At 41.6% G+C, this 25,494-nt stretch carries 19 protein-coding genes and 1 pseudogene; 13 read left to right on the top strand and 7 right to left on the bottom strand.

Going from position 1 to position 25,494, the window contains the following annotated elements; genetic code table 11:
* The first annotated feature begins 108 nt into the window (after positions 1 to 108).
* Both AAEY57_RS08320 and AAEY57_RS08315 read left to right on the top strand, forming a co-directional pair.
* Entirely contained in the window at positions 109 to 741 is a 633-nt protein-coding gene (locus AAEY57_RS08320; protein ID WP_016899327.1) for a YiaD family glycine zipper/OmpA-like lipoprotein, read from the top strand.
* Between the two features lie 104 nt (positions 742 to 845).
* The gene (locus AAEY57_RS08315; protein WP_036957095.1) at positions 846 to 1,511 is read left to right on the top strand and encodes a hypothetical protein; all 666 of its coding nucleotides are present in this window, start codon (positions 846 to 848) and stop codon (positions 1,509 to 1,511) included.
* A 14-nt stretch (positions 1,512 to 1,525) separates the two neighbouring features.
* On the opposite strand, the gene AAEY57_RS08310 is transcribed toward AAEY57_RS08315, so the two are convergent.
* Entirely contained in the window at positions 1,526 to 3,304 is a 1,779-nt protein-coding gene (locus tag AAEY57_RS08310; protein WP_036957096.1) for an ABC transporter transmembrane domain-containing protein, read from the bottom strand.
* 88 nt (positions 3,305 to 3,392) lie between these two features.
* Here AAEY57_RS08310 and AAEY57_RS08305 point away from each other — a divergent pair, with 88 nt between their 5' ends.
* From AAEY57_RS08305 to AAEY57_RS08280, 6 genes are all read left to right on the top strand, one after another.
* Positions 3,393 to 3,791, top strand: coding sequence for a DUF3224 domain-containing protein (locus tag AAEY57_RS08305; RefSeq protein WP_013466088.1), 399 nt, complete (start codon positions 3,393 to 3,395; stop codon positions 3,789 to 3,791).
* A gap of 17 nt (positions 3,792 to 3,808) precedes the next feature.
* Entirely contained in the window at positions 3,809 to 3,991 is a 183-nt protein-coding gene (locus tag AAEY57_RS08300) for a hypothetical protein (protein ID WP_008109493.1), read from the top strand.
* Between the two features lie 9 nt (positions 3,992 to 4,000).
* The gene (locus AAEY57_RS08295; protein ID WP_350607420.1) at positions 4,001 to 4,618 is read left to right on the top strand and encodes a LysE family translocator; all 618 of its coding nucleotides are present in this window, start codon (positions 4,001 to 4,003) and stop codon (positions 4,616 to 4,618) included.
* 302 nt (positions 4,619 to 4,920) lie between these two features.
* Positions 4,921 to 7,803 (top strand): TonB-dependent receptor, encoded by a 2,883-nt coding sequence (locus AAEY57_RS08290; RefSeq protein WP_350607418.1) that lies wholly within the window; start codon positions 4,921 to 4,923, stop codon positions 7,801 to 7,803.
* Between the two features lie 20 nt (positions 7,804 to 7,823).
* On the top strand, positions 7,824 to 11,828 hold the full coding sequence (locus AAEY57_RS08285; RefSeq protein ID WP_350607415.1) for an alpha-1,6-glucosidase domain-containing protein: 4,005 nt from the start codon (positions 7,824 to 7,826) through the stop codon (positions 11,826 to 11,828).
* A 110-nt stretch (positions 11,829 to 11,938) separates the two neighbouring features.
* Positions 11,939 to 12,472 (top strand): PH domain-containing protein, encoded by a 534-nt coding sequence (locus AAEY57_RS08280; protein ID WP_076922737.1) that lies wholly within the window; start codon positions 11,939 to 11,941, stop codon positions 12,470 to 12,472.
* 101 nt (positions 12,473 to 12,573) lie between these two features.
* Here AAEY57_RS08280 and AAEY57_RS08275 read toward each other — a convergent pair whose 3' ends face one another.
* The 4 genes from AAEY57_RS08275 to AAEY57_RS08260 form a co-directional block, all read right to left on the bottom strand.
* The gene (locus AAEY57_RS08275) at positions 12,574 to 13,152 is read right to left on the bottom strand and encodes a hypothetical protein (protein ID WP_350607412.1); all 579 of its coding nucleotides are present in this window, start codon (positions 13,150 to 13,152) and stop codon (positions 12,574 to 12,576) included.
* Positions 13,115 to 13,474 carry a hypothetical protein gene (locus tag AAEY57_RS08270; RefSeq protein ID WP_254843679.1) on the bottom strand — a complete coding sequence of 120 codons (360 nt, stop codon included), beginning with the start codon at positions 13,472 to 13,474 and terminating at the stop codon, positions 13,115 to 13,117. Before AAEY57_RS08270 ends, AAEY57_RS08275 begins: the two co-directional genes overlap by 38 nt.
* 159 nt (positions 13,475 to 13,633) lie before the next feature.
* The gene (locus AAEY57_RS08265; protein ID WP_076922736.1) at positions 13,634 to 13,978 is read right to left on the bottom strand and encodes a rhodanese-like domain-containing protein; all 345 of its coding nucleotides are present in this window, start codon (positions 13,976 to 13,978) and stop codon (positions 13,634 to 13,636) included.
* A gap of 5 nt (positions 13,979 to 13,983) precedes the next feature.
* On the bottom strand, positions 13,984 to 14,172 hold the full coding sequence (locus AAEY57_RS08260) for a YgaP family membrane protein (protein WP_350607408.1): 189 nt from the start codon (positions 14,170 to 14,172) through the stop codon (positions 13,984 to 13,986).
* 129 nt (positions 14,173 to 14,301) lie between these two features.
* Between AAEY57_RS08260 and AAEY57_RS08255 the strand changes: the two genes are divergently transcribed.
* Genes AAEY57_RS08255 through AAEY57_RS08245 form a run of 3 tightly spaced genes read left to right on the top strand, consistent with a single transcriptional unit; the run spans position 14,302 to position 18,945 of the window.
* A complete protein-coding gene (locus AAEY57_RS08255) occupies positions 14,302 to 14,604 on the top strand; it encodes an ArsR/SmtB family transcription factor (protein WP_010392476.1) in 303 nt (100 codons plus the stop codon).
* A gap of 5 nt (positions 14,605 to 14,609) precedes the next feature.
* Positions 14,610 to 17,885 carry an efflux RND transporter permease subunit gene (locus tag AAEY57_RS08250; protein ID WP_350607405.1) on the top strand — a complete coding sequence of 1,092 codons (3,276 nt, stop codon included), beginning with the start codon at positions 14,610 to 14,612 and terminating at the stop codon, positions 17,883 to 17,885.
* Positions 17,875 to 18,945, top strand: a complete 1,071-nt coding sequence (locus AAEY57_RS08245; protein WP_350607402.1) for an efflux RND transporter periplasmic adaptor subunit — start codon at positions 17,875 to 17,877, stop codon at positions 18,943 to 18,945. The genes AAEY57_RS08250 and AAEY57_RS08245 overlap by 11 nt, the downstream gene beginning before the upstream one ends.
* Here the strand turns inward: AAEY57_RS08245 and AAEY57_RS08240 are convergent.
* Positions 18,942 to 19,620 (bottom strand): annotated as a pseudogene (locus AAEY57_RS08240) (nitroreductase family protein). The gene AAEY57_RS08245 and the pseudogene AAEY57_RS08240 overlap by 4 nt on opposite strands.
* Positions 19,621 to 19,809: 189 nt before the next feature.
* On the opposite strand from AAEY57_RS08240, the gene AAEY57_RS08235 reads away from it, so the two are divergent.
* Together AAEY57_RS08235 and AAEY57_RS08230 are read left to right on the top strand one after the other, a co-directional pair.
* Positions 19,810 to 20,691: an ABC transporter ATP-binding protein gene (locus AAEY57_RS08235; RefSeq protein ID WP_010392484.1), complete on the top strand. Its 882-nt coding sequence runs from the start codon at positions 19,810 to 19,812 to the stop codon at positions 20,689 to 20,691.
* Positions 20,692 to 20,700: 9 nt separating this feature from the next.
* Positions 20,701 to 24,279 (top strand): ABC transporter permease/M1 family aminopeptidase, encoded by a 3,579-nt coding sequence (locus AAEY57_RS08230; protein WP_350607399.1) that lies wholly within the window; start codon positions 20,701 to 20,703, stop codon positions 24,277 to 24,279.
* A gap of 294 nt (positions 24,280 to 24,573) precedes the next feature.
* Here the strand turns inward: AAEY57_RS08230 and AAEY57_RS08225 are convergent, their stop codons facing one another.
* Positions 24,574 to 25,251, bottom strand: a complete 678-nt coding sequence (locus tag AAEY57_RS08225) for a TorF family putative porin (RefSeq protein WP_350607396.1) — start codon at positions 25,249 to 25,251, stop codon at positions 24,574 to 24,576.
* Positions 25,252 to 25,494 lie beyond the last annotated feature (243 nt).

Here is a 25,494-nt window from a genome sequence, read left to right as displayed (position 1 = left end):
TCCTTATTTGATAGGCAATATCAACGCTTATACGTTATTCTTCATTGTTGGTTCATACATATATTTGCATAATCGCAATAATAAATTCTAAATGAATAGGAAATTACCATGATGTTAACTAAATCACTTTTAAGTGTCACTGTCGTTGCTGTATTACTTTCTGGCTGTGAAATGAATAACACGGGTAAAGGTGCCGCTATTGGTGCAGCCGCGGGTGGTATTTTAGGTAAAGCTACAGGTAATCATAAAGATAAGCGTATTTTTATTGGTGCAGCTATTGGTGCGCTAGCGGGTGCTGCTGTAGGTGATTACATGGATAAACAAGAAGCTGCTTTTCGTGATGAGTTAGCGGGTTCGGGAGTTGAAGTGGTTCGTGAAGGCGATAACTTACGCTTAGTGATGCCCTCTAATATTACGTTTGCGACTGATCAATCTTATATTTCATCGGGCTTTCATGACACTCTAAATGCGATAGCAAGTGTAATGAATAAATACGAAAAAACCTACTTAAGTGTTGAAGGTCACACCGACAGCACGGGCAAAGACAGTTACAACATGACTCTTTCAGAGCAGCGTGCACAAAGTGTAAAAAACTACTTAGTGAACCAGCAAATTATGGCGGCACGAGTAAGCACGAGTGGCTATGGCGAATCACGCCCAATAGCGACTAACGACACAGCGAATGGTCGTGCGCAAAATCGCCGAGTAGAAATTCAAATTGTACCAAACACTCAAGGTTAGCTTTTGTAGTTACAAACCGCGTTTGCGCGCGGTTTGTGTACTTATTTAAAGGGCACTTTTAAATAAGTTAGTTGTCATAAGGAGTTCTTCATAGGGACATGTTTATGACAAATTGGCGTACAGCAATTATTTTATCGGTATGTTTACATGGGTTAGTTTTGTTTTTTTTAACTACCTTAAAAGCCCCTAAAATTAAACAGCCGCAATTAACGCCAATTAAAGCGTATATGGTGAATGTGCCTGCCAAAACTAAAGTAACGCAACAAGCCACTCAGCAAAGCGCTAATAAAAATGTTAATACAGAAATAACCCCAACCAAGCCTGTTAATGCAACCCAATCAAAACCACTAAATGCGACTAATAAAAAAACAAAGGAGACGACTGAGCCGGTAAGTACCACCTCCATAAACACCCACCCTGTAACCGCAACGTCTTATAAAAAGATCGACCTGAAAAAAGGGCTCAATAGTATTTTACAGCAACAAACTGGCTATTCTGATACTGCAAAGAATGACCCTCAGAAAAAGCGCATTACCGTCCCAAAAGAGCATGCAGGGAAGGTGAAGCCGCTATTAAAAATAGAGCAGCAAAATATGCAATTTACCACTTACCGACGAGGTGATAGCTGTTTTAAAAAGGTATCCGTTGGTGCTGGAGTTATGCCAAAAAATGACTTGCCAGATAGTTATATTGTTGGTGCAAAGTGCGATAAAACCAAGCTAACTGAGGCTTACGATACCGCAATGAATAAATGGCTTGATAAAAAGTAGCGACTAAATTGCAATCAATCTAGATTAAACTGTAATTCACATAGCTTTTGATACAAAGGGTTGCTTGCCATTAATTGCTGATGAGTGCCTGTGGCTTTTATTTCGCCATTTTCCATTACCACAATCATATCGGCGTGTTTTACCGTGGCTAGTCTATGGGCAATAATCAGCGTTGTTCTATTTTGCATTAAGTGCTCAAGTGCGGCCTGAACATGATGCTCGCTTTGCGCATCAAGTGCGCTGGTAGCTTCATCGAGTAGCAGTATTTCGGGATCTTTTAAAATGGCGCGGGCAAGTACAATACGCTGCTTTTGCCCACCCGAAAGCCTAACACCTTGCTCACCTAAAAAGCTGTTATAGCCTTGTGGTAACTGTTTTATAAATTCATCAGCATGTGCATGTTTGGCGGCCGCATAAACTTGCTCGTCACTGGCGCTTGGGTTGCCATAGCGAATGTTATGCATGACATCAGAGCTAAATAAAATCGGGTTTTGTGCCACCATGCCCATTTTGTTGCGTAAGGTGTTTAACGACAACTGTTTAATATCTATATTATGAAACTTAATCGCTCCGCTGGCTGGATCGTAAAAGCGCTGCAATAGTTCAAATAAGGTAGTTTTACCCGCACCGGAAGGGCCAACAATAGCCACAGTTTTACCTGTTTCAATATTTAAGCTGATATTATTTAATGCGCTTACATCTGGGCGAGAAGGGTAATTAAAACTAATACCTTCAAGTGAAATTGCACTGTTGCTGGTTGTTGCATGTAACTCATCATCTTGTGGAATTTCGGGGTTTTGTATTTTACTTTCAACGGCGAGCAGTTCGAGCAATCTTGCTGCGGCTCCTGCGGCGCGCTGTAGTTCACCATAAACCTCTGCAACGGTCGCTACCGACATGGCCACCATAATGGCATAAAACACAAAAGCACCGAGTTCACCGCCCGTCATAGTGCCTGCTAACACATCACTACCGCCTACCCAGAGCATGGCACTAATAGCACTAAAGGTAAGAAAAATAACAGCTGCAATTAAAAACGAACGTTGTTTAATTCGGCTTTTAGCCACATTAAAGGCCTTTTCGGTTTCAAGCGCAAAAGCAGATTGTTCTTGATGTTCGTGGCTATAACTTTGTACCACTTTTATGTTTTGAATGATCTCACCCGCGTAGGTGCTTATATCGGCAATAGCATCTTGGCTAGAACTGGCGAGTTTGCGCACCTTTTTACCAAACACTATCATAGGCACCAGTACTAAAGGGACGCAGGCCACAACGACCAAGGTAAGCTTTAAATTAGTAACAAGCAGCATAATTAAACCACCGACTAACATTAGCGCGCTTCGCAGTGCCATAGAAAATGACGAGCCAATAATAGATTGTAATAATGTGGTGTCGGTGGTTAAACGCGACATCAGCTCGCCGCTACGATTTTCTTCAAAGTAACTCGGGTGCAAGGTAACAATACGATTAAACACGGCTTTTCGAATGTCGTTACTGACTCGTTCGCCAATCCACGACATTAAATAAAATCGGCTGAATGTACCCACTGCCAATAAACTGATCAAACCAATTAATACCAACACAGCTTGTTGTAATTGCGCTTGCGAGCCGGCAATAAAGCCATGATCAATCACAAATTTAACGCCTTGCCCTAGCGATAAGTTAACTCCTGCGGTGGCAAGTAACGCCACTAAAGCCCCTAAAACTACCCATTTATAAGGCTTAATAAAATTGAATATAGGGAATAAAGCGCTAAAGGCGGCTTTATCTGAAGCAGGCTTGTCTGTAGGCATAGTAGATTCTTATTGATGATTAAGGTATAGATATGGCATCAATAGATTAAAAATCAATAGTATTAAAAATCATCAATAAGGAAAAATTATGACAACTAAACAGGTAACAGGCGAGTTTACCGTTTCATTAGCGCCTATAGAGGGGTATGCACACGGGCAGCAAGGCGTTAATTTAGGTCGTATGTCGATTGATAAACAATTTACTGGTGGCCTAACCGCAACTAGCCAAGGTGAAATGCTCAGCGCCATGACCCCCACCCAAGGCAGTGCCGGTTATGTGGCTATTGAACAAGTAATAGGCGAACTTGATGGTTTGCAAGGTGGTTTTGTACTGCAGCATTTTGGCACCATGGATAAAGGCCAAGATAGCTTGATTTTAAAAGTGGTACCCGACTCAGGCACTGATGAGCTCGCAGGATTAACAGGCAGTATGAAAATACGGATTGAGCAAGGGATTCACCATTACGATTTTGAATACATGTTATAAGTTCAACAAGGATTAAAATGCAAAAAGTAATCGAATTCAGAAAGGCCCGTTTTTTGGGTGGGGTAGATATAGTCGCACTAAATGATCGCATACAGGAATTAAACCAAGACGGCTGGAAAGTAATAAACGCAGTGCCATTGACAGGCTTTTATGGGCAAGTGCATGGTTATGCATTACTTATTGAAAATGAAGAAATATAAGGGTTACTAATGGCATTATCATTATGGTTTAGCTTAGCACTGGTATGCATGATGGGCGCAATGTCGCCAGGGCCTAGTTTAGCTGTGGTATTAAAGCATAGCTTAAATGGCGGGATGAAAAATGGCATGTTGGCAGCGCTAAGTCATGGTGTGGGGGTCGGTTTTTATGCCGCGGCGTCGTTACTTGGCCTCGGCGCATTAATGATGCAATTTCCCACTGTGTATCAAGTACTGGTGTATTTAGGCGCCGCGTATTTAGCTTATTTAGGGATTAAAATACTACTTGCAAAGCCAAGCGCTGAAGAGCTCCAAGTGGCTCAGCAAAGTGGTAGCGCTCAACAGGCTTTGCAAGATGGCTTTGCTATCGCATTTTTGAACCCTAAACTCGCTGTATTCTTTTTAGCCTTGTTCTCACAGTTTATTGACCCTGTAAACTTAACTTTTCAGGTTGGTATGATCATGTGTTTAACCGTGTTGTTGATTGATACTGGCTGGTATTTGCTTGTTGCAGCCTTGACAGAGCTTTCAAAAAAGCGTTTTGCTTTTACTAAATCATCCCCTTGGCTTGATAAAATATTAGCGGTGGTTTTTATAGGGTTGGCAATAAGAGTGGTGCTTATGGTGTAGTTTATTCAATTTTAGCAATCCTTACCGCTTACCTTAAAAACTGTTTTAGTAATTTTTAATGCTCCTGTGAAATAACGACGTGTGGCTGACTTTTCCTTTTAGTTGGTCGATATATTTTACGTTATCCACATGATCGCAGCACTTCATGACTAAGTTCCTTTCCTTGCTAGCTATTGCCCTTGCTGGTGCATACGTATTCATCACACTTTATTTACTTTTTGGTTACACTTCATTGGTTTTATTTTATCCACAAATTAAAAATAAACAGCACACAATTATAAAATCAATAGGGTAGGAAACTCATGGGGAAATTCAAACTGAGTGCGTTAATGCTCGCGATGTTTGCAACCTGCAATGCATTGGCTGCGGCTGAAAGTGACGCACCAAACACCGTAAAAAAACCACAACTAGAAGAAGACCTTGAAGTCATTGAAGTGCGTGGCTTTAGTCGTAGTTTAATCCAATCACTTAATCAAAAGCGCTTTACCGATACGGTATCAGAGCAGTTGTCGGCGGATGATTTAGGCGCTTTGCCTGATGTATCTATGGCTGATGCGCTGACACGACTGCCGGGGATCTCTGCGGTACGAACCGGCGGCCAAGCGGCAGAAATCAATATTCGCGGTATGTCCGGTGGCTTTGTATTTTCAACTTTGAATGGTCGCGAGCAAGTATCAACTAGCGGCAGTCGCAGTATTGAGTTTGATCAATACCCGTCTGAGTTGATCAGCTCAGCTGCGGTGTATAAATCACCAAAGGCGTCATTAATTGAAGGCGGCGTGGCAGGTACGGTAGAGCTGCAAACAGCCAGCCCGCTTAATAATGATCAGCAACACAAGTTTGTGGTTAACGCCAGAGGTATGTACAACGACCGAGCGTCAGAGGTGAACGATGCCACTGAGTTTGGCGATCGCATCAGCTTTTCCTATCAAGGTAAGTATCTTGACGATACTTTAGGTGTCGCCCTTGGCTATGCACGGTTATTTCAACCAAGCGTAGCAACACAATTTATTGGCCTGGCCTATAACGATCATAAAGATGTCGACGGTGTTGCTAATGATACTAATGGCCCTGAAGTAAAACCAGAAAACGAATATATCAGCGAAGGCTTTGAGCTCCAGCATTTAGGGGGTGAAGAAACCCGTAACGGTTATATGGCGGCGATTGAGTGGGTGCCGGTGGATAATTTTAAATTAAAAGGAGACGTGTTTTTATCACGCTTTGATACTGAGTCATTTGCCCGTGGTTTACGAGTAAAGTTAGGCGGCCCAACGGCCACTTATACAAACGCTCAGCTAGAGGGTAATTCTGTGGTTGGCGCCTCTGTTAATCGTACTTCAAAAAGCTATACTCGCGTTGAAATTCTGAATGATGATAATCAAGATTTTGATGAAGTAGACAGCTACGGTGTTAACGCCGATTGGCAAGTGACAGAGCGCTTAAACGTTAATGTTGATGTATCGCTGTCACAAGCTAAAAGTAATTTCCGCAATGGCTTATTGTGGGCGCTAGTTGCCGAAGATGCTACAGCGCAAGAGCCGGTGTTAGATAAAAACGTATCTATAAACTACCAACTTAATGGGCTTAATTTACCAGATGTAGGCTTTAATCAAGCCGCTGCATTTAGTGATATCGACCGGGTAATGGTCAGTAAGTACGGTATTTACCCTTATCAAAATGAAGATGAAGTAAAAGCTTATCGCCTTGATTTTAAATATGAGTTGGATAACAGCTGGTTTAGCTCTGTGGAATTTGGTGCGCGTTATTCAGATCGCGAATACAGCAACAATCGTTCGGTGTTTGAATACGGCAATGACGGTGATTTCTCAGCAACTGAGCCGCCACTGCGTTTAACCAATGACATGGTAAATGTTGTTGATTGGGAAGGCAAGTTTAGCTACTTTCCATCCTATTTAGCGATTGATGTAGATAAAGCGCTCAATGCGTGGTTCCCAGAAGGTGCGCCTACACCAGTGACCACCTGGGGTAACGCAGATGGTGTAGTAGATCCACAAGGTTACACCACTAACTACTCGTGGACTATGTTACAAAGTGGTTCGGTATACGAGGAAGTGCTTTCAGCTTACGCCATGCTCAATATTAATACTGAAATTGGCACTATGCCAGTGCTGGGTAATATTGGTATTCGCCGTGTAGATACCGACCAATCGGCCACTATTTTAGAAAACGTTAATGGTGATTTGGCACTGGGTGCGCAAAACATTACCGACAGCATCGGCATCATAAATCAAAATTATTTACCTAATGTACTTGGCACAACGTATACCGATTATCTGCCATCCCTTAATTTAAACTTTCAGCTAACGGATAACACGCAATTACGCTTTGCGGCGGCTAAAGTGATGTCGCGTCCACCGATTAATCGCCTAGCAGGAGATGCCAGTGCGCAGGCTGATGAAACCACCGGTAAAATAAATGGCTCAAGTACTAACAATCCATTTTTAAAACCATTTTATGCTGATCAATACGATATCTCTTATGAGCATTATTTTGATGAATCAGATGGTGCGCTAGTGATCGCAGGTTTTTATAAAAACATTGATTCGTTTATCGATACCATCGCCATTGAAGGGTTTGACTTTAAAGGTAACGGTTTTAACGTTCCAGACTATATAGAAAACCCCGTCAGCGGCGAGCAAGTTGCCACAACTAACGGCACTTACACAACGGCGGTAAATAACGCCAATGGTGGTTATATTCGCGGTATTGAACTTGCCTATACGCAAGTATTTTCGTTTTTGCCCGCGCCGTTTGATGGCCTCGGTTTTAACGGGAGCTACTCATACACCGAAAGCGAAGTTGAATCTATCACTAGCTTAGGTGGTGAAACGGTTACACAAGGCTTACCTGGTTTGTCTAAAAACGTGTTAAACGGCACTTTGTTTTATAGCCTAGATAACTTTGAGACCCGCCTTAACGTGCGCTATCGCTCAGACTTTGTGTCAGAGCAAGTGGCTATTAATGAACAAGTGGTAAATTTTGACGCCGAGACCGTGGTCGATTTTCAAACCTCTTACCAATTTACAGACTCATTTGGCATGTTGCTACAGGTTAATAACCTCACCGATGAACCCACTCAAAGCTACTTTGGTAATGAAAGTATTACTGGGACTACCCAGTACTTTGGACGTCAGGTTTATTTAGGTTTTACCTATAGCCATTAATGCAAATTGGAGCATACATAATGAATATAATAACTAAAATGACTCATTTGCTATTCGCAGTGAGCTTAACACTACTGTTTGGCTGTGGTGGCTCAGGCAGTAGCGATGTCAAAGCAGGTCAAGCCTTGTTGACTTGCGATGTACCACAAGTGCCTAACTCAGCAGGCACTCAATGCGTTGACCCAGAGCCTATCTCTTGCGACGCACCGTTATTTCCAGATGCAAATAATGAAAGCTGTATCAATGGCTATAACCCTGACTTACCAGACCCAGTTGTATTTGCAGGCGAAGGCGAGGCTATTTTATTTTATAAGCGCCCTGAAAATGAAGGGTACGAAGGCTACCGCTTACATTCATGGAATACCGACGGCTGTGATGCTTATGCGCCACCGTTTGATGCAACAGATTGGGCTGATGGCCACGAATACGACGGTATTGATCCAAATTATGGTGCTTATTGGATTGTGGCACTAAAAGACGGTTACACCGAGTGTGCTAATTTTATTATTCATATTGGCACAGAAGCCTCAGGCAAAGCACATGGTGATGCGGATTTAACCATGCCACTGATGCAAGACGATGAGCGTTTTGTGCGTATGAATTTCACCTTTGACGGTGAGCCATCTGTATTTGAATACCCAGTTGTAAGCCTTGGTGAGCGCCCAGTTGCAATTGACGGTGCATCAGCTCACTGGATTGATTTAAATACTGTACTGTATAAGCCAAGTAATAAGCTTACACAAATCATTAAGCTGCATTCATCTGCTGCCGCCGAATTGGTTGTTGATGTTGATACAGGCTTAAATGGTAAAACCGTTGAATTAACGACAACGAGTTTAACCGATGCACAGGCAGCGAAAGTACCGCACTTAACAGATTGGACTGCCTATCAAGGTAATTGGGATGGCGAAACCGCCAAGCAACTCATTAAGCAGCAGTTAGCCGTTGCAGGCTACGATGCTGATGGCAAGCTACTTGAAGCAAGTTTTGTGCAAACCGCCAAAGCGTTGGATGCGCTGTACACCCAAGGTGAAAGTGACGCGAACGAAGCCATGCTAGGCGTGCATTATAATAACAATGCAATTGATGTTTCAGTGTGGGCACCAACCGCTAGCAATATGATGCTTAATGTATTTGACGCCGATAAAGCACAAGTGCATAGCACCGCCATGACGTTAGACAACAATACCGGTATTTGGTCGGTGAGCTTAGATAGTAAATACGACCGTCATTATTACCGCTTTGCGTTTGATGTTTACCACCCTACTACTCAAGCGATTGAAAGTTTATGGAGCACTGACCCTTACTCACTGAATGTATCTAGTAATGGCCTGTATTCGCAGTTGATCAATTTAAATGATGACGACACTAAACCAGAGGGCTGGGACGAGCGCATTGTGCCAACAATTACTAACCCTGAGGATGCCACTATCTATGAAGGTCATGTGCGTGATTTTAGTGTTCGTGATACGTCAGTAAGCGCAGCAAACAGAGGTAAATACTTAGCATTTACTGAGCTTGAAAGCATCCCTATGCAGCACCTTAAGCAACTAGCTGACAAAGGTTTAACGCATTTTCACTTACTACCAGTCACTGACATTGGCACCATTGAGGAAGATGCGGATAAGCGCGTTGAAATCACTGACACCCTAGGTAAGTTATGTGAGCGAATAGACGATACCGCCGATGCTTGTAAAATCGAAGATAAAAACAGCATCATTGCTGATTTAATGCAAAGCTACTTCCCGGGTTCTGATGATGCTCAAGCACTTGCCAGCGCGATGCGTGATTTAGACGGCTTTAACTGGGGTTACGACCCGCATCACTTTATTGCTCCTGAAGGCTCGTATGCTTCAAGCAGCGAGGGCATTGCTCGGGTTAAAGAGACACGCGCCATGGTGCAATCACTGCAAGAAGTCGGTCTTCGTGTGGTTCTTGATGTGGTATACAACCACACAACCTCATCAGGCATTTGGGAAAAGTCAGTGTTTGATAAACTCGTGCCTGGTTATTACCACAGATACAATGAAGTATCAGGCACGATAGAGCGCTCAACCTGTTGTGAAAACACAGCAACTGAACATGTGATGATGGACAAGTTTGTTAGCGATTCACTGGTCATACTTGCTCGCGACTTTGGTTATGACAGTTTCCGTTTTGATGTAATGGGCCACATACCTAAATCCTCAATTTTAGCAGCGCGTGAAGCGGTGCAAGCTGTTGACCCTGACAACTACTTTTATGGCGAAGGCTGGGATTTTGGTGAAGTGGCTAATAACCGATTGTTCACTCAAGCTAAGCAAGCTGATATGGCAGGCTCTGAAGTTGGCACATTCAATGACCGCATCCGTGAGGCTGTGCGCGGTGGGGCTATGTTTAGCAATAACCCGACCGATGGTAATTTAGCAGACCAAGATACTCTGCGTTTATCACTGGCGGGTAATTTACAAAACTATATCCTGAAAGACTTTAAAGGTAATTCGGCAAAAGGTAATAGCTTTAGCTGGAATACGCAGCCGACGGCTTATGCTTTAGACCCAGCAGACACCATTAACTACGTATCAAAGCATGATAGAGAAACACTGTGGGATCAGTTGCAATATAAGCATGCATCAAGCATGAGTATTGAGCAACGTGTGCGTGCGCACAACATGGCGTTGTCTATTCCACTTATGAGCCAAGGCATTCCGTTTATGCAACTGGGTGCTGATTTACTGCGTTCTAAGTCAATGGATCGTGATAGTTATAATGCCGGTGATTGGTTTAATGCTGTTGATTTAACCAAAGAGAATAATAACTGGAACATTGGTCTACCTAACGCAGAGAAGAACCAAGAAAAATGGTCTGAAATAATGCCTATTTCAGCTAATGCAGATGCACAGGCGATGCCACAAGACATTGCCTATGCAGGTGATGTATTCCAAGAGTTCTTAGCTATCCGTAGCGCAAGCCCGTTATTTAGATTAACCACTGAGCAAGATGTTATTGACCGTGTAGGTTTTCACAATGTTGGTAAAAACCAGCAACATGGTTTGATTGTAATGAGTATTGATGACGGTCAAGGTTTTGCAGATTTAGATAACCAAATTGACGCGCTCGTAGTAGTAATTAATGCCACTGAGCAAGCGCTTTCACATACAGTACCAACCGCTGCTGGGTTTGAATTACATCCTATTCTTAAAAATGGTGTAGATAGTACCATGGCGGGTGTGAGTTTTAGTGAAAACGAAACCGACGGCACGTTCACTGTGCCTGCTTACACTATGGCTGTGTTTGTTAAACCACAAGGCGAGAGCCAAGGCGCTGGCTTGAGTGCTGATGCAACTGTTGGTGCGCCAGATATCGTCCCTTATGGCAGCACTGAGGTGTATCTTCGTGGTGATTTAAATGAGTGGGGGCTCTCTGATCAATTTGAATATGTTGGCAGTAGCGAGTATCAAATTATGAAGGCGCTGACAGCTGGGGAGAGCTTTGGTTTCAAAGTTGCTTCAGAGAGTTGGGAACTCGTGAATTTTGGTGCTAATTCAGAGCAAGAGGCTGTTGTTCAATTGGGAGTAGAAAAACAACTTAGTTTTAATGGAGCTAATATTAGCTTTACGGCAGACACCGCAGATAACTATTTGTTCTCGTTTAATGCTTCAGATAAAGAAAACCCAACTCTGACAGTGACAAAAATAGGGCCATTTGGAAATGTGTCGTTGTATTTACGTGGCAGTTTAAATGAGGCAGAAAGTTTGTGGGGGACAGACGATCAATTCACATACACAGGTGATGGTTTATATACTTTTTCTAAACAGCTAAGTGCACAAAGTGATGCATATGAGTTTAAAGTTGCTACCAGTGATTGGAGCACTGTCAATTTAGGAGCTGGTGGAGATAGCTCAGAAGTAATATTAGGGAGTGAAACACCTTTAGCGGCTTCTAATAATAACTTGAGCTTGTTAATTGAAACCGAAGGAGAGTATCGCTTTGTGGTTAATGCAAATGATCTCGAAGCGCCTTTTATTATTGTCGACTTGCAATAAGCTTTCACTAAGATAGCCGAAGCCGAGTTTTATACTCGGCTTTTTTATTATAGTTGCATTCAGCCACAATATTCCCTAGGTTAATAGAATAAATATCAAGGAGGTAATGAATGTCTGAGTTAGCCCTGAAAACCGCCAGTTTTAACCCTAAAGTAAAATCTTACTGGATCACGCTAGGAGTAATTACTTGTTTAGTGTGTTTGGTTGGGATCCCATTAATCCCAATTGTAGCGTTAATAATTTGGATCGTGGCTGGGCGTATGCTTGCGGCTATGTCAGCTAACTTATTAGAGCGTAAGCTAGTAGTAAAACGCGGTGTGTTTTTTAAAGAAGAAAAGTCCATCCCACTTGAAAAAATAACTGACGTCGGGTTAAGCCAAGGCCCGTTGATGCGTTTATTTGGTTTAAGCTTTGAAACCGCAGGTCAGTCTGGTCATGGCGCATTAGTATCGTTACTAGGGGTAGTTGATGCCAGTGAGTTTCGCGAGGCCATCTTAACGCAAAAAGACAATCTAGCCGAAACAAAGCCAAGCAAGGCTAAAGCTGATGAACCACAAAGCCAAGTCGAATTACTCCGAGCTCTCACCTACAGCGTAAAAAACATCGAGCAAATGCTAGTTACACTTCTGGAAGAGAAAAAATGATTAGGTCATATAGGGAGCTAAAGGGAATATGGTTAAGTAAGGATTGCTTTTGGCTTGTTTATTTGTAGGCGCCATCCGATGACGCCTACAACATGCTAACCCTAAGTATCTCCATTATTAGTGCTCGAAATATACGAGGACATTGATGATGACAGATTTCTATCTAAAGCATTTTTTAAGCATTGGGAGACTGATGGCGCTGATATTTTATAGTGATTTAATGCAATACCGTCTAAATAAGTTAAATAAGGGTTTACCGATAAACTGAACGCACCTAACTCTTTTATCCACTTCGCTAAAAAAATAACACGGTATTGCCCGTCGCTTCCATTGTTAAGATTAACTTCTAAATTTAAATTCTTACTCACCTCACTCCACAGACTCTGATACAAGGTCTCACCAACTATGATCGGTTTTGATGTAAAAAAGCTATCAGGATTTTTAATATTATTTTCAACTTTATGATTTACCCAGTTTTGAATTCGAGATGATGTATATTCTTCAAATACAGCCTTTACTGCATTATTTACATGGGAGGGGCAGTTGTTTTGTCTATCTAGATGAGAAGACTGACTTATTTGATAAAGTGGCATTAGGCTTAGTTCAGTTTGAAGTGTGTGTTTAAATGTTGAGAAATGCTCATCAATTGCTTTTTTTTTTAGATATAGCAATAAGATCATTTTTATTTAATATCGTAGCTTCTATATATTTATCTGACTCATTTCTACTATGATTTCCCACAAAAAATGCAAAGTGGTTGTTACCAGAGACATCCATCATAATAACTTTATGCAGATTTGAATCACATGTTTGATCAGCAATAGCAGCTTTTTGATCAGAGGGTGTAGTGTGGCATTGAGCTAATGGTACATTGCTTTTTGCTAGTTCAGAGGCTCTGTCATAATTACAATCTTCACATACCATTAAGGTAATGCTGTCATCAGCATTTACAGAGTGAGCAATACCGAGTAAAAATAGTAATAAAGCGGCAGCTTTTTTCATAAAGTCTTCCTTAGACGGGTGTTCCTTTTTCATACATTAGCGTTGAAGTTTATTAATTTCAATCTTTGATTTTAATTGAACATAGTGTTCCTTTAAATTTGGATTATGTTATTTAAGCTCGGCGATCGGTTGATCGCCGAGTGATTTAATTTTTGGCCTTTAAAATGCCTGACAAACAGCTTCTGCTTTACAGGTAATAACTGTGACGTTTTCATAACCTACGCGGGTCAGCGCTTCAGCGCTTAATGTTGCGCGCGCACCACTAGCGCAATGTAAATAAATAGGACGGGCTGCGTCTTTTTCTATTTCCATGAGCTTCATTTCAAGTAGCCCGCGAGGAATGTTTATAGCGCCTATAGCTGCTTTGGTGGCATGTTCAGCGGGTTCTCGTACATCAATCAACAATCCTTTATTTTGCTCAAGCTCTTTCTTTGCTTGTTCGGCATCAATACGGCGCTGATTAGGAGTAATTATTTTTAGTAAATCGGGAATAGGGGTAAGCATGGTGTTTATTCCTTAAAGCCAAGTTTGCGTAATAGAGTGACCATTGGGCACCAGCTAGTAAAAGCTGATTGAATTAAATTTACTGCGATAAAAGCTGTAAAGTAAATCCACTTAGGATCGTGATAAGTTTGCAATAAAAGCGACACAATAATCATTATGCCAGCGATTAGTCTGAGTGCGTTATTTAGCTTCATTATAGTAGGCCAGTTATTTAGTTCAGTACAGTCACTATATTAGGTTTATCTATATTAGTAAAATCTAATATTAGACTTTTCTAATCTAACGTCTTATACTCAGACTCTATTTTAGAATAAGAGCATAGTATGAATATTGACTTTACTGCCATGGCCGGCAATGTAGAACAAGCCGAGCAGCTATTAAAAATTTTAGCCAATAAAAATCGCTTGATGATTTTATGTTCTTTGCAAGATTCAGAAATGAGCGTATCTCAGCTCAATGAAGCCGTGCCATTAGCGCAGTCTGCGTTATCTCAGCACTTAGCAGCGTTGCGTAAAGCAAACATTGTGGCTACGCGCCGCGAGAGCCAAACAATTTATTATCGTGTCATTGATGAAAATGCAGTCGTTCTGCTTGGTACCTTGTATGGGTTATTCTGTAAGGGCTAAGTGCGATGAGCTTAATAGACAATGCGGTAAAAAGTAGTTTAAGTGGTCGCATTCCGATTATTATTTTTGTGATGTCTTTGTTACTTGGGGTATTTGCACTAAATCAAACACCTCGAGAAGAAGAGCCGCAAATTACTGTGCCCATGCTCGATATTTATGTATCAGCACCTAACGTTGAGGCGCCTGAAGTCGCTAGGTTAGTAACACAACCGCTCGAGAAGTTACTGGCTCAGCTGGTGGGGGTTGAGCATATTTACTCAACCACACAAACTAACAGTACAGTGGTTACGCTGCGTTTTGAAGTAGGGCACAACCGCGAACAAGCTATTTTAGATACCTATGCAAAATTAAATAGTTATCAGCATACAATGGCATCGGTGATCAAAAGTTGGCAAATACGGCCCGTTGAAGTGGATGATGTACCTATTGTTATGCTGGGGCTATACAGTAAAGACCCACAACTTTATGGTGATTACGAGTTAACCCGCTTTGCTAACGAAATTGCTAATAATTTACAACGCATTGAGCATACCAGTGAAGTTAAAGTAATTTCGGGGCGTACACGCACTCTTACCATTAATTTAAATGCCAGCGCACTGGCTGCCCATCAAACCACGGTAAACGATGTTTTTTACGCATTAAATGTATCAAACCAACTCACTCAAGTAGGGAATGTGGTTGATAATCAGCAGCAAATTGAATTGCAAGCAGGTGATGTTCTACGAAGTCAATCTGCTGTAGAGCAGCTGGTAGTGAATGTTGTTAATGGCAAAAGTGTTTACTTGCTTGATGTTGCAAACGTTATTGATGGCCCAAGTGAAGTTAAGCATTACCAATGGCTTGCTCAATCGGCAAACCAGCAGCATTTACCAATGGTAACACTAAGCGTTGCAAAACAAACCGGCACGAACGCTGTTGCCGTCGCCAACGATGTTCATCAAATGATGACGCAGCTAACACGCACGCTATTACCCACTGAGGTGAGCTATGCAGTATTAAGAGATTATGGCCAAACTGCCGATGAAAAAGTAAATAACCTCACTTCAAGTTTAGTCTTTGCGGTCTTTACTGTGGTGATATTTGTGGGGGTGTTTTTAGGTTGGCGTCCTGCCGTGGTGGTTGGGCTGGCGGTTCCTATTTGTTATGGCATTACACTCTCATTAGATTTTGCATTTGGTTACACCATTAACCGGGTGACCTTATTTGCGCTTATTTTATCTTTGGGTTTACTGGTAGATGACCCAATCACAGGTATTGATAATATTAGCCGCTTTTTGAATAAAAAAGGCGATAAAAAACAGCAGATTGTTGGCGCAATGAGCGAAATTCGAAGTGCCTTACTTATGTCTACGCTCACTATTATGGTGGCGTTTATTCCACTGGCGTTTATCACCGGAATGATGGGGCCGTACATGGCACCTATGGCATTTAATGTGCCGGTTAGCGTGATGGTTTCTACCATTGTTGCATTTTTTGTAACCCCTTGGCTTGCGATGAAGTTACTCAAGCCTGATAACGAACAACCCTCCGAGCTTGCTCCTAAAGTTGGTGCATATCAAAGAATATTAAGCCCATTATTGGTTTCTAAGGGGCGAGTAAAACTTGTTTTGTGGCTAACCCTAGCATTATTTATTATCAGCGCCATGTTACCCGTGATGCGTTTGGTGCCTTTAAAGCTACTCCCTTTTGATAATAAAAATGAGCTGCAAGTACTGATAGATATGCCAGAGGGGACTAATCTGGAGCGCACAGCTGCATTTACTAAACAAATCCAAACACTCACATGGCAATTAAACGAAGTAAGTGAAATAGCGGCCTATGTTGGCCAACCCTCTAGTATGGATTTTAATGGTATGGTGCGCGGTTATTATCGCCGTGATGCAGCGAATCTCGCCGAGCTGAGGGTATTGTTAGTGGATAAGTCTGAGCGCGATCATCAATCGCATGGAGTAGTTATGCGGCTACGCGAACAACTTGCTCCTTTAGCAAAAAATGGCATTGTAATAAAAGTGGTTGAAGTACCACCAGGGCCGCCGGTACTGAGTACCTTAGTTGCTGAGGTTTACCGAGATGCTTTTGTTGATGAGCAAACACATTCTCACGCTGCCTTGCGGTTAGCTGCGCGTTTACAACAAGAGCCTCATGTAGTTGAAGTCGATACCTCAATGGTGGCACCCTCGCCATTACAACGTTTTGTTACCAATAAAACCAAGGCCGCACTCAGTGCGGTTTCAACTCAAAATATTGCACAAACACTCAGTATTGCCTCTCAAGGTGAAAACGTGGGTGCACTTTATGTGAGCAATGAAACAGAGCCCGTTGATATTAAATTACAGCTACCGTACAGCGAGCGAAATCAGCTTTCGCAATTACTTGCACTTCAGGTTAGGGGCGACAGAGATTTAGCTAAAACCAGTAACGAGTTTGGTTTAAGCAGTGCGCCAAGGCCGTTAGTATCGCTTTCAGAACTCGGTGAATTTACACAACATCATGTTGCTAAAACGATTGTTCGTAAAGATCAGCGCGACGTGATTTATGTTATGGCTGAGCTTAATGGGCGCACACCAGCGGAAGTGATTGCTGATGTGAATGCTGATTTAAATGTATCAAACGATGAGTTTGTTAAAACATCGTGGGTAGGTCGTCACTTTTTTAATAATGGCGGAACAGCCCCATGGCAACTACCACAAGGAACCCATGTCAGCTTTAGCGGCGAGGGGGAATGGCGCATAACCATTGATGTATTTAGAGATATGGGCATTGCCTTTGCGTTTGCGCTCAGTGCTATATTTATAATTTTACGGGTACAAACACAGTCGGCGAGTTTATCGCTGATTATCATGTCGGCTATTCCATTAACTGTGATTGGTATTATGCCTGGGTTTTGGTTACTCAATCAATTTGGTGAACGCACCATAGCGGGGGCTCCTGAGCCGGTATTATTTACCGCTACTGCGATGATAGGCATGATTGCCCTTGCAGGTATTGTCGTTCGTAACTCACTTATTTTAGTCGAATTTATTAACCAAGCACGTGCTCAGGGGATGGCAATAAAAGAGGCACTTATTGCTGCAGGGACGGTACGAATGCGCCCAGTATTATTAACCGCCGGAACTACTTTGTTAGGTAACTTAGTGATCACACTTGACCCAGTATTTAGCGGGCTCGCGATTGCGATTATTTTTGGCATTGTGGCGTCTACATTATTTTCATTATTTGTAGTACCGCTTGTTTATTATTTAGTGTTTGCAAGCACAGAGGATGAAGCGCATGCAGGGTAAATCAAAACTTATAGGCACATTGGCCGCGTTATTTGTCATTATTATGGCTGTGTTTTATATGGCAGGCAGCTTTTCTGACAAGCAAGCTGCTGGCTTAAAAGAATCACAAATAACGAGCTATCAAGGTGAGCGAGTAACGGTAACGCTGCAAAGTATTGCAGGCACTGAGCAGGTACCAGGTAGTGTAATAGCAAAACAAAATACGCAAATTTCATCGCATGTTATGGCGCAGGTTGAGCAGTTAAAAGTACGTGCTGGCGATAAAGTCGCTAAGGGCGATTTACTTATTATGCTCAAGCAAGATGATTTTAAAGCGGCGTTAGCGCAAAGCAGCGCAAATATTAATGCGGTGCAAGCGTCGTTAACGCAAGCTAAAAAGCAACTAGCCAGAATGATTGATTTAAATGCGCAAGGATTAGTATCTGTTAGTGAATTAGATGACGCCAAAGCAAAGTTTGAAAACTTAACCGCTAATTTAGCGGTTGCTAAGCAACAGCAAATGCAAGCTCAGGTATCGCTTAATTATACGCGTATTACTGCCCCTATTTCGGGCGTGGTCGTTGAGCGCCTAACTGAACCTGGCGATACTGCAACACCCGGTAAACCGCTGATTACTTTGTATAACCCATTACAGTTACAGCTTGAATTTAATGTACGTGAACAACAAGCAGTAAAATTAAGAGTCGGGGATAGTTTAAATGTGGTATTACCTTCTCTAGATATAACAACACCCGCAACGGTGAGCGAAATTGTACCAGTGGCAGATAACGCGGCGCGCAGCTTGCTTATTCGTTTAGAAGCCGATGCGCAACTTGGTTTAATGCCAGGCCTTTATGCTCAACTACAGTTACCAATAAAAAGTACCCAAGGTGTATTAATTGATCCACGTTGGGTGCATGAGTTTGGTCAGCTCAATATGGTGTATGTACTTGAAAACGAAACGCTGGTTAAACGTTTCGTGCGTTTAGGCAGTATTATAAATAACCAGCAACAGGTAATAGCAGGCCTAAAAGAGGGTGATGTACTTGCTGTTGATTACATGCCAAGTCAAAGCGATTAAATAAAACTCGCAATTTCATCAATCGACTTTTTATCTAGGGCGTGCAGCGGCACTGTTGCATGCTCATCTGGGTAACCAGTAATAAGTAACTTATAAGGGCGTTCGTTGTCTTTATCACGTCCACAAATATCGGTTAGAAAACTCATCGGTTTTGGTGTGTGGGTAAGTGTTGCAAGGCCTGCGTGGTGCAAGGCTTGAATTAAAAAGCCAGTGGCAAGGCCTACCGATTCATGCACATAGTAATTCGTGTTTTTATCGTCCGTATTTACACCCCCCCTTTTTTTGACTAAACACCGCGATTAACCATGGCGCGTGCTCTAAATAGGGTTTGTTAGCATCGGTGCCTAAGGGTTTTAGTGCATCTAACCATTCTTCACCCGCTCTGCCTTCATAAAAAGAGCGTTCTAATTTCTCGGCTGCTTCACGAATTTTCTTTTTAACATCACTACTATTAATGGCTACAAAATGCCAAGGCTGGTGGTTTGCACCACTAGGCGCTGTACCTGCTGCTTTAATGCAGGTTTCGATGATTTCTTTTGGCACCTGGCGGTTACTAAAGCTGCGAATACTATGACGGCGCTGGCTCGTTTGTAAAAACTCCTTTGCGCGCGAGAGCATTGCCTCTGGCGGGTATTCTATAAAATCGGTTAATGGTTGGCTTTTGTGATCTTGCATGGCTGTTCGCTTCTTATTTTTAGAGTGTTTTGTTTTTATACCGAGAGGCTCATTTCTAAGCAAGTGTTATTAGAATGAATTTCTGTTTATTTATTGTTACAAAGTTAACTAGTTACTAACTTATGTTCCTGTTTTTAATGTGGTATAAAGCAGCATAAAAATAATACTTACAATTCAAGGAAGTAAAAAATGCTATCAATAACAGGGTTATCAAAAACCTACGACAACGGCGTACATGCACTTCAAGGTGTTGATTTATCAATTGGTAAAGGTATGTTCGGATTACTTGGGCCAAATGGTGCGGGTAAATCGTCGTTAATGCGAACTATTTCTACATTGCAGTCAGCTGATCAGGGCTCTATTACTTTTGATGGCATTGATGTGTTTAAAGACCCACAAGCATTGCGTCAGCGTTTAGGCTATTTACCACAAGATTTTGGTGTATATCCGCGTGTTAACGCTTACGATTTACTCGATCATATGGCTGTTTTAAAAGGTATTCACAACAAAGCAGAACGTAAAGAGTCGGTGGAAGGCTTACTTGCACATACTAATTTATATCAACATCGCTCAAAAGCCGTTAGTGGTTTTTCGGGGGGTATGCGCCAGCGTTTTGGTATTGCACAAGCATTATTGGGCGACCCTGATTTACTAATTGTTGATGAGCCAACTGCAGGTTTAGATCCTGAGGAGCGAAATCGTTTTCATAACTTGTTAGTAAGCTTAGGCGAGCAAAAAGTAGTTATATTATCGACCCACATTGTTGAAGATGTAGCAGAGCTTTGCCCAAACATGGCTGTACTGGCTGGCGGTAAAATACTATTAGAGGGTAACCCAATTGCCCTTACCGATAAACTGCAAGGGCAAATTTGGCGCAAGGCCATGAGCCAAGAAGAAGCGCAAGAGCTTGAATCACAACTGCCTGTTATTTCAAAACGCTTATTTGCTGGGCAAACCATATTACATGTATTAGCAGAGCAAGCACCCGAAGGCTTTGAAACGAGTAACGCAAACCTAGAAGATGTGTATTTTTCTGCGTTGCTTAATCATCGTAACAGCCAAGTAGCATAAGGGGGCGCTATGTTTTTTAATATGCTCGCGTTTGAACTGCGCTATTTTGTGCGCCAACCTTCGTTTTATGTGACGTCATTAATCTTCTTTTTTATGGCGTTTTTTATAAGCTCTAGTAGTAAGCTTCCGTTAGGCGGGGCTAATGTTCATATGAACTCGCCTTATACCATTATGGTTTTAACGGTTACCTTTTGTACGCTTGCTATGTTTTTAGTGGTTAACTTTGTTGCCAGCTCAGCTATTCGCAACAGTGAGAGCAAAATGGATGAGTTGGTGTTTAGTAAGCCGGTTAACCCTCTTGCTTATCAATCTGGGCGTTTTTTTGGTGCTTACTTAGTGGTGCTAGTTGTTTTTTTAACGGTGCCGCTGGGTGTGTTTTTTGGATCGCAATTTGGTTTATTGGTTGGCTGGCTCGATAGTGAGCTAGTAGGCCCTAATAAGTTAATATATTACACAGCCCCTTTTTTATATTTAGCAATACCCAGCTTGTTAGTACTTTCGGCTATTTTTAATAGTGTGGCTGTGTATTTTAAAACCATGATGGCGGTATATGTTACAGCTGTAGTGATTTTTATAACCTATCAAATAGCGGGCATCTACTTTGATGACTTAGCATTTAGAGATATTGTTGTATACGCCGATCCATTTGGGTCAGGTTCGTTAATTGACTTAACCCGTTATTGGACTGTAAGTGATAAAAATACCGAAGTGTTAACGCTCTCGGGCGATTTTTTGATTAACCGTATTTTGTGGATAGCAATAAGCTTAGCGATGTTTTTTGGCCTAGGGAAGTTAGGTAATCGCGTAGTAACTAAAAAACAAAAAAAACAATTTGCTGTATCTACGTTTGTAAAAAATAAACAAGCAGCACTTATTAGCAAGGCTAAAAATTACAAATCAAAAGGGATCAATACGCAATCGCAACTAGTAATGCGCAGCTTATTTGAACTTAAGCAGGTTATATTAAGTGCGCCTTTTATGATTTTAGCCGGTGTAAGTATTACTATGTTGCTTGTGCCACTCTTTGCTCCTATTGGCGCGTATGGCACAACGGATTGGCCACTGACACAAAATATGGTGAGCATCATTCAAAACACCTCTAGCTTATTTATGTTTATCATTATTGCTTATTACAGCGCAGAGCTGGTTTGGCGGGAGCGCCACAGTGGTATGGGCGATATTGTTGACAGTTTCCCAGTTCATAACAGTGTGTTTTGGGTATCTAAAATTATTGCGTTAATCACTGCGGTGTGTGGTCTTTATTTAGTAGGTATGATGTTTACCATTGCAGTACAACTATTTAAGGGGCAATTTAATCTAGAGCTTGGCCAGTACTTATTTAGGTTAGGTTACCTTACGTTACTGCCTTTAATTATGATGGCTATTTTGGCGTTCTTTTTGCAAATAATTAGCCCTAATAAATATATAGGTATGGGGTTATTTATTCTGTATTACATTGCCCAAATGGTAATGGGTGCTTACGGATTTGAGCATCACATGTATCACTTTTCGCAAAGTAGTAGCGTACCGTATTCTGATATAAACGGTTACGGACACTTTTTACAAGGTGCGCATTGGTACACCTTATATTGGGGCGCATTAAGTGTATTTTTGGCTATTGTTGGGTTTGCTTTATGGCATCGCGGCCCGTCGCAAACATTGCGCACTCGCTTATCTTTAATACGTTACAACATGTCTTTAAAAGGTCAAATTGCTGCCGCTATAAGTTTATTGGTATTTGTGGGAGCAGGTTATAACATTCATCACAACACCCGTGTGCTCAACGAGTTTGTAGCAAGTGATGATAACGAAACTCTACAAGTAAGCTATGAACAAGAGTTTTCACAATACAAAGATTTGCCACTCCCTGTAATAACCGATGTTAATTTACACATTGATATTTACCCTAAAAAGCGTGCATTAACCGCCGTTGCAAAAATTAAGTTTACTAATACCGCTAACGAGCCAATAGCCCGTGTGTTAATTAACGAGCCTAACCACGCTAAAAGCTGGGATGTAAAAATGGCCGGCGGTAAAATAGTAGAGCGTTTACCTGAGTTTGATATGGTATGGTTTGAGTTTGAACAACCGCTAATGCCTAATGAAGTTCGCGAAGGTGAGCTTTCAGTTTCCCGAGAGCATAACGGTTTTGTTGATAGGTATTCAGATACTCAGCTGGTGTATAACGGTACATTTATAAATAATAGAGAGTTATTACCGAATTTTGGTTATCAAAGGTATTTTCAAATTGCGGATAAGTATGAGCGTCGTAAGCACGATTTACCCGAACTTGAACGTGCGCATAAACTAGAAGACAGCCGCTATTATACGCAAAATGAGTTTGGTCCTGATAATGGGTTTATAAGCTATAAAGCAACGGTAACTACCGATGAGTCGCAATTTGCAATTACACCTGGTTACTTAAAAAGTGAGAGTGTAAAAGACGGGCGCCGTACTTTTGTTTATGAAATGGATGCCCCTATTTTAAACTTTTATTCTGTGCTTTCGGCTGAACTTGAAAGCAAAAAGATTGAGCATAACGGTGTAAATATTGAAGTGTACTACCACAAAGATCATGCATGGAATGTTGACCGTATGATTGAGTCGGTACAAGACTCAATAGATTACTATACCCAAGCATTTGGCCCGTATCAGCATAAGCAGTTACGTATTTTTGAGTTTCCAAAATATCGCTCATTTGCGCAAAGTTTTGCCAATACAGTGCCTTACTCAGAAAGTATTGGTTTTGTTACAGATTTAAGGGATGAGAGTAAAATTGACCTCCCTTATTATGTAACCGCACATGAAGTGGCGCACCAATGGTGGGGACATCAAGTATCAGGGGCTAATGTAGAGGGCAGTGCCGTTATATCAGAAACGCTCTCCCAATACAGTGCGCTTATGGTGTTAAAAAAACGCTTTGGCGCCGAGAAGCTACGTAAGTTTTTAAAATACGAGCTAGACAAATACTTAATGGGTCGTACAGGGGAAGCGTTTGAAGAAATGCCGCTGTATAAAACGCAGGCTCAGCAGTATCTTCACTACAATAAAGGCTCTGTTGTGATGATGGCGCTATATGATCGCTTAGGTGAAAAACGCTTAAATGCAGCACTTAAAGCATTTTTGAATGAGTTTAAATACCAATCAACGCCATACCCCACCACACTCGATTTACTCAGTTATTTAAAACGAGATGCAACAAAAGCAGAGCAACGCTTTATTGATGATCAGTTTAAGTATATAACACTTTATGAGCTTGAAATGAAAGAGGTATCGATTACAGGTAGCACTGATAGCGAGGGTTTTTACACGGTAACACTGAGCGTTGAAGCAACGAAACAGCGTGCCGATGGCCAAGGTGAAGAAACCGAACAACCACTTGATGAAATGATTGATATTGCATTATTCAATGATGATCCTGAAAACCTTCTAGCTGAAGACTTTGTGATTTATTCACAAAAACATCAAATAGTGTCTGGTGCAAACACCATCGAACTTAAAGTAAAAGAAAAACCCATGTACGCTGGGATAGACCCTTACATTAAGCTTGTAGATAAAGACAATAAAAATAATTTAGCTAAGTTTTAACGCTAAGTGATTTAAAGGCCGCATTTCGTGCGGCCTTTTGTTTTAGCGAATTGGTATAAAAAGCTTATTTGAAACAGAGAATATAATGCCAATACACAATAATGCTTATTTAAGCGAGTTAGCATAACGCGGAAATATTTAACGGCAGCTAGGTAGTCGTTGATTGACCGAGGCGGGTAATATAGTAGGGCGCTTTAGTAGCTAATCCTAGAGAGGATTACGAGCATTTTTAAACCGCTCTAAACGAGAAAGGGCCTTGCGGCCCTTAGTGTTGCAGCAAGTAACACATTCTTTTTATAAGCTAAAGTCGACAGCGTAGGCTACATAAGCTTTTACATCTGAGCCGTCCATGTCGTTATCTGATAGGCCAAAAGTAAAACCATCTTTAGACACCGAAATACCATAATCAATAATATTGTCATCACCGATGAAATCGCCTGAGTAATGACCTATATGTAGCGCCATTTCTGTGCCATTACTACCAACAGCAAAGCTGTAATCGGCGTTTAAATACAATGAATCACCAAAATCAGTACCGTCACCATTGGCAGCAGAAGTTGCAAGTACGGCTGCACCAAATGTAAAACCTTGCACACTAATGCTACCGTAAACTTCAGAAAAATCTGCATCTGCACCTGATGCCGCATCAGGGTACGCATAATAGATATACCCTACGTCATAACTTACGTTTTCATTAATAGCGCCGCCAAAACCTGCGTATAAGTCTAGTTCGTAGGTCATTTCATCAGCCCAAGACGCATTTGACGCCCACGTACCCGCATAAAAGCCAGATTCATTAGCGTAATCAATACCGCCAGATACAGCTGCATCGCCCCCAGTTTGCTCTTGTCCGCGCCATAAGTAGTTTGAAGTGGCTGCTGCATTTGCTGTTACTTCAGCAAATGCAGTAGTTGATGTCATTCCTGTTAATGCCAATGCACTGATCAATATTGTTTTTTGTAGTTTTAGCATGTCTCATTTCCCATTGTATGATTTTGCACGCCAAGGCTTTTTATTATGAACGACTACAACCTTTTGTTTGGCGGCATTTTATTATGTTACTAATGGGGTATTTGCACTGTGTGTGCCAAATTAAAATTATTCGTTTATAAATTATTTTTATTATTTAAAACAATGTATTGAAAATAATATGAGGTAGGGATAGAAAAGTAATTATTTAGCAGGTTCACTTTGCTGGTGCAAAAAATAGCCTAG

This window comes from Pseudoalteromonas sp. MER144-MNA-CIBAN-0113, assembly GCF_040308965.1.
GTDB lineage: Bacteria > Pseudomonadota > Gammaproteobacteria > Enterobacterales > Alteromonadaceae > Pseudoalteromonas > Pseudoalteromonas tetraodonis.
Note: the sequence above shows the minus strand (reverse complement) of the source record. Positions and strands in the feature narration are given on the sequence as shown.

Bases quoted from the DNA above. Each gene is read 5' to 3' on its own strand.
- AAEY57_RS08320 (WP_016899327.1), top strand. From the start codon at position 109: ATGATGTTAACTAAATCACTTTTAAGTGTCACTGTCGTTGCTGTATTA.
- AAEY57_RS08315 (WP_036957095.1), top strand. From the start codon at position 846: ATGACAAATTGGCGTACAGCAATTATTTTATCGGTATGTTTACATGGG.
- AAEY57_RS08310 (WP_036957096.1), bottom strand. From the start codon at position 3,304: ATGCCTACAGACAAGCCTGCTTCAGATAAAGCCGCCTTTAGCGCTTTA.
- AAEY57_RS08305 (WP_013466088.1), top strand. From the start codon at position 3,393: ATGACAACTAAACAGGTAACAGGCGAGTTTACCGTTTCATTAGCGCCT.
- AAEY57_RS08300 (WP_008109493.1), top strand. From the start codon at position 3,809: ATGCAAAAAGTAATCGAATTCAGAAAGGCCCGTTTTTTGGGTGGGGTA.
- AAEY57_RS08295 (WP_350607420.1), top strand. From the start codon at position 4,001: ATGGCATTATCATTATGGTTTAGCTTAGCACTGGTATGCATGATGGGC.
- AAEY57_RS08290 (WP_350607418.1), top strand. From the start codon at position 4,921: ATGGGGAAATTCAAACTGAGTGCGTTAATGCTCGCGATGTTTGCAACC.
- AAEY57_RS08285 (WP_350607415.1), top strand. From the start codon at position 7,824: ATGAATATAATAACTAAAATGACTCATTTGCTATTCGCAGTGAGCTTA.
- AAEY57_RS08280 (WP_076922737.1), top strand. From the start codon at position 11,939: ATGTCTGAGTTAGCCCTGAAAACCGCCAGTTTTAACCCTAAAGTAAAA.
- AAEY57_RS08275 (WP_350607412.1), bottom strand. From the start codon at position 13,152: ATGATCTTATTGCTATATCTAAAAAAAAAAGCAATTGATGAGCATTTC.
- AAEY57_RS08270 (WP_254843679.1), bottom strand. From the start codon at position 13,474: ATGAAAAAAGCTGCCGCTTTATTACTATTTTTACTCGGTATTGCTCAC.
- AAEY57_RS08265 (WP_076922736.1), bottom strand. From the start codon at position 13,978: ATGCTTACCCCTATTCCCGATTTACTAAAAATAATTACTCCTAATCAG.
- AAEY57_RS08260 (WP_350607408.1), bottom strand. From the start codon at position 14,172: ATGAAGCTAAATAACGCACTCAGACTAATCGCTGGCATAATGATTATT.
- AAEY57_RS08255 (WP_010392476.1), top strand. From the start codon at position 14,302: ATGAATATTGACTTTACTGCCATGGCCGGCAATGTAGAACAAGCCGAG.
- AAEY57_RS08250 (WP_350607405.1), top strand. From the start codon at position 14,610: ATGAGCTTAATAGACAATGCGGTAAAAAGTAGTTTAAGTGGTCGCATT.
- AAEY57_RS08245 (WP_350607402.1), top strand. From the start codon at position 17,875: ATGCAGGGTAAATCAAAACTTATAGGCACATTGGCCGCGTTATTTGTC.
- AAEY57_RS08235 (WP_010392484.1), top strand. From the start codon at position 19,810: ATGCTATCAATAACAGGGTTATCAAAAACCTACGACAACGGCGTACAT.
- AAEY57_RS08230 (WP_350607399.1), top strand. From the start codon at position 20,701: ATGTTTTTTAATATGCTCGCGTTTGAACTGCGCTATTTTGTGCGCCAA.
- AAEY57_RS08225 (WP_350607396.1), bottom strand. From the start codon at position 25,251: ATGCTAAAACTACAAAAAACAATATTGATCAGTGCATTGGCATTAACA.